Origin of the sequence: Streptomyces anatolicus, from assembly GCF_019400875.1 — a bacterium.
Classification (GTDB): domain Bacteria; phylum Actinomycetota; class Actinomycetes; order Streptomycetales; family Streptomycetaceae; genus Streptomyces; species Streptomyces anatolicus.
Genome location: NZ_WMBF01000541.1, coordinates 1 through 3,972, shown reverse-complemented (window position 1 = coordinate 3,972; position 3,972 = coordinate 1). Strand labels below are relative to the sequence as shown.

Sequence of the window (3,972 nt, the reverse complement as noted above, 5' to 3'; positions counted from 1 at the left end):
CCCCAGGCGAGGAATGAGCGCCACCCCAAGCCCCGCCGCCACCAGCGCGACCAACGTGGGGTTCTCCTCGGCCTGATGAGCGATGTCCGGCTCGCAGCCGGCCTCGCGCAGGGTCCGCACCAGCCACTCATGGCAGACCAGACCCGCCGGCTGGGTGATCCAGCGCTCGTCCTTCAGCTCCTCGCGCCGTACAGACGTACGCCCCGCGAGCCGGTGACCCGCGGGGACGACGAGGTCGCAGAGGTCGTCGCCGATGACGGCCTGCTCGACGCCGGGCGGCGTCGGCAGCGGCGCGATGTCCCAGTCGTGGACGACGGCCACGTCGACCGCCCCCTTGGCGACCAGGTCGATGGAGAGGTGCGGATCGATCTCGGTCATACGGGCGTCGAGTGCGGGGTGCCGGACGGCGAGGTCCGCGAGCACCCCCGGCAGCAGCCCCCGCGCCGCCGAGGCGAACGCGGCGATGGTGAGCCGCCCCGCGGGCACCCCGCGCCGCTCCTCCAGCTCCGTCTCGGCGCGCTCCACGATGGTCATCAACTGCTGTGCCGTGTCCGCGAGATGGAGCGCGGCCTCGGTCAGCGCGACGCCCCGGCCCCGCCGTTCGAGGAGGGTCGTGCGGGTCTCCCGCTCCAGCTTGGCGATCTGCTGGGAGACGGCGGAGGGGGTGTAGCCGAGCGCGGTGGCGGCGGCGCCCACCGTGCCGTGCACGGAGACGGCGTGCAGCGCGCGGAGCCGGGCGAGATCGAGCACGGGGCCTCCCAGTCCATTTAGCGTTGCTTCATCCAATCATGCAGAGATCCGTGCTGGTCCTACATGGTGGCGCGGGGTGATCCTCGACGCATGCGACCCGCTCATGTCTGTCTCGCCGTACTCGTCACCGCCGTCTGGGGCGTCAACTTCGTGGTGATCGAGGTGGGGTTGGACCACTTCCCGCCGCTGCTCTTCTCCGCCCTGCGTTTCCTGGTGGCGGCGCTGCCCGCGGTCTTCTTCGTGGGGCGGCCGAAGGTGGCGTGGAAGTGGGTGGTGGGGGTCGGGCTCGTGCTCGGGGTCGCCAAGTTCGGGCTGCTGTTCATCGGGATGGACGCGGGGATGCCCGCGGGCCTGTCGTCCCTGGTGCTCCAGATACAGGCCGTCTTCACCGCCCTCTTCGCCTTCGTGGCGCTGGGCGAACGGCCCGGCCGCGTAAGGGCGCTCGGGATGCTGATCGCCCTCGCCGGGATCGCGGTCGCCGCCGTCGACGAGGGGGAGACCGGCCCGTTGGCCGCCTTCGCGCTGCTGATCGGCGCGGCGGCCTGCTGGGGCGTCTCCAACGTCCTCACCCGCAAGGCGTCCCCGCCCGACGCCCTGAACTTCATGGTGTGGGTGAGCACGGTCCCGGTGCTGCCGCTGCTCGCCCTCTCGCTCCTGTGGGAGGGACCCTCCAGGGACTTGGAGGCCCTGCGCTCCCTCGACTGGACGGGCGCGGGCATCATCGTCTACGTCGCCTGGATCACGACGGTCTTCGGCTTCGGCGCCTGGGGCTATCTGCTGCGCCGCCACCCCGCGTCCACGGTCGCCCCGTTCTCGCTGCTCGTGCCGGTCTTCGGGATGTCCGGCGCGGCGCTCGTCCTCGGCGAGTCGGTGAGCGGCCTGAGGTGGTGCGCCGCCGCCCTGCTGGTGGGCGGCGTCGCGCTGACCTCGTTCTCGAAGGCGGGCGGCGGTGTCAGCCGGAGCGGGACAGCAGCCGCGACAGGTACTCCCGACCCGGCTCGAGCAGCCCCGGCAGCGGCGCCGCGTCCTCGTACCACCGCTTCTCGTACTCCCAGCACAGCCAGCCGTCCCAGCCCTCCGCGCTGAGCACCTCAAGGCACTCGGCGAGCGGCAGGGCACCGGTGCCGAGGGCCAGGGGCGTCTTGTCGTCCGCGGAGGCGATGTCCTTGACCTGGACGTAGCCGAGGTAGGGGGAGAGCGCGGCGAAGGTGTCGACGGGGGACTCGTCCCCGAGCCACGTGTGCATCACGTCCCACAGGGCGCCGACCTGGCGGTGCCCGACGGTGCCGAGCACGCGCGTGACGTCGGCGCCGGTGCGGTGCGAGTCGTGGGTCTCCACGAGGATGCGTACGCCGGCGTCGGCGGCGCTCCGCGCCAGGGTGCCGAGCCGCCTGGCGGCCGTGGCGTCGGCGTCGGCCGCGCTCTGCTCCGTACCGCCGCCGGGGAAGACGCGGACGAAGGGGGCGCCGAGGTCACGGGCGAGCGACACGAGGGAGTTCACCTCGTCGATGACCGGCCCGTCCTCCCCGGGCTCCGCCACGCGCGCGTACCCCGCGACACCGAGGATCTCGACCCCGGCCGCCTTGAACGCGGCGGCCACATCGGCCCGCTCGACGAGCCCGAGCCCGGTATGCACCGGCTCTTCGGGATGCGCCCGGAGCTCGACCCCGTGATACCCGTGCTCGACGGCGAGCCGCAGCACGTCGGGAACGGACAGACCTGGCACACCAAGAGTGGAGAATGCGAATTTCATGCTCCGACACTAGGTGCCATGGGAACGGGGTCAACCCCGCCCCCCCCGCCCCGGCTCAGCCGAGGTCGCCCGCCTTCGGGAAGCCGTCCGTCCTGACGGTGATCTCCCGCCCGGCCAGCGGCAGGACGAGGTCCGCGCCGAAGGGGACCTCCGTCTCCTCCTCGTACGTGCCCGTCCGGGTGGGGCGGCGGTGGACGGCGCAGACCCCGGCCTCGGGGTCGACGACCACGTACACGGGGATGCCGCACTCCGCGTACAGACGGAACTTCTTGGCGAAGTCGTTGTCCCGGCTGCTCTTCGAGACGACTTCGAGCACCGCCTCCAGGCTGTGCCACTCGAAACGGCCGCGACTGTTGCGCTCGGCTCCCGGTGCGGTGATCGCCAGGTCGGGTGCGTAGCCGTACTGGCTGGACGGGAAGTCGATCATGACATCCGAGAGGATGTCGCCGTGGGCGGCGAGTTGCTGCCTGATCTGCGGGGCGGCTTCGAGGACGACCTTCCACTGGGCCTCGGCTCGCGGCGTCATGATGATCTTCCCCTCGGTGATCTCGACGCGGTAGCCGCGGGGGAGTGTGACGCCGTCCAGTACGCCCCACGCGCTGGGGGCATCCATGTCCATGGCCGCCATACGGACCTCCTTCCCCCGGTGTCAACGCCGCCGGGACCTCGGGGACACGGCGGTGCTGATCGGGTGCGGCCCGCCTCTCAGAGGAAGGCCAGCCGCGCTCCCAGCGCCGCGAACGCCGCCGCGAACGTGCGGCGCATCCAGCTCACCACGTGGGGGCGGGAGATGACGTGGCTGCGCATCGCCGCGGCGAAGCGGCCGTACGCCGCGAAGACCAGGAACGTGATCAGCATGAAGTACGCGCTCAGCTCCGTCATGCGCAGGAAGGCGTACGGCTCGTCGGTGCTGACGAACTGCGGCAGGAACGCGAGGAAGAACAGGGTCAGCTTCGGGTTGAGGATGTTGATCAGCACGCCCGTCAGGATCGTGCGGCCGGCCGAGCGCGGCTCGGTCTCCTCCTCGGCGGTGAGGTCGCTCTTGTCCCGCAGCGTGCTCCACGCCATGTACAGCAGATAGGCCACGCCCAGGTACTTGATGGTCTGGAAGGCGACCGCGCTGGCGTTCAGGAGCGCCGCGAGACCGGTGATCGCGGCCACCATGTGCGGGACGACGCCCAGCGTGCAGCCGACGGCCGCGATCAGCGCGGCCCGGGTGCCGCGGGAGAGGCCCGCGGCGATGGTGAACAGGACGCCGGTGCCGGGCGTCACGCAGACGACGAGGGAGGTGAGCAGAAATTCCATGCCTTGAGCCTGGCGCCCAGAATGGTTCCATGAACAGGTCCAATGGATCACCTTCCGGCAGGTCCATAACTCCGGGCGGTGGCCGGGCGGCTGGGGGCCCCGTCCCGGGCGGCGGCCGGGTGGCCGAGGCCTCCGCCATGGACGGCGGCCGGGTGGGCGGGGTC

At 71.7% G+C, this 3,972-nt stretch carries 4 protein-coding genes and 1 pseudogene; 1 reads left to right on the top strand and 4 read right to left on the bottom strand.

Going from position 1 to position 3,972, the window contains the following annotated elements; translation table 11 throughout:
- Window positions 1-750, bottom strand: a 750-nt coding sequence (locus GKQ77_RS29180) for a LysR family transcriptional regulator (RefSeq protein WP_219692074.1), incomplete at its 3' end; no start/stop codon positions are given.
- Between the two features lie 90 nt (window positions 751-840).
- On the opposite strand from GKQ77_RS29180, the gene GKQ77_RS29175 reads away from it, so the two are divergent.
- Entirely contained in the window at window positions 841-1,836 is a 996-nt protein-coding gene (locus tag GKQ77_RS29175; RefSeq protein WP_443728930.1) for an EamA family transporter, read from the top strand.
- Here the strand turns inward: GKQ77_RS29175 and GKQ77_RS29170 are convergent.
- The 3 genes and pseudogenes from GKQ77_RS29170 to GKQ77_RS29160 all read right to left on the bottom strand — a co-directional run.
- Window positions 1,793-2,503 (bottom strand): annotated as a pseudogene (locus GKQ77_RS29170) (sugar phosphate isomerase/epimerase family protein); the annotation flags it as partial. The gene GKQ77_RS29175 and the pseudogene GKQ77_RS29170 sit on opposite strands and share 44 nt — an antisense overlap.
- A 55-nt stretch (window positions 2,504-2,558) precedes the next feature.
- Window positions 2,559-3,131, bottom strand: a complete 573-nt coding sequence (locus tag GKQ77_RS29165; protein ID WP_219692072.1) for a Uma2 family endonuclease — start codon at window positions 3,129-3,131, stop codon at window positions 2,559-2,561.
- 77 nt (window positions 3,132-3,208) lie between these two features.
- A complete protein-coding gene (locus GKQ77_RS29160; RefSeq protein ID WP_219692071.1) occupies window positions 3,209-3,808 on the bottom strand; it encodes a LysE family translocator in 600 nt (199 codons plus the stop codon).
- Window positions 3,809-3,972: the final 164 nt, after the last annotated feature.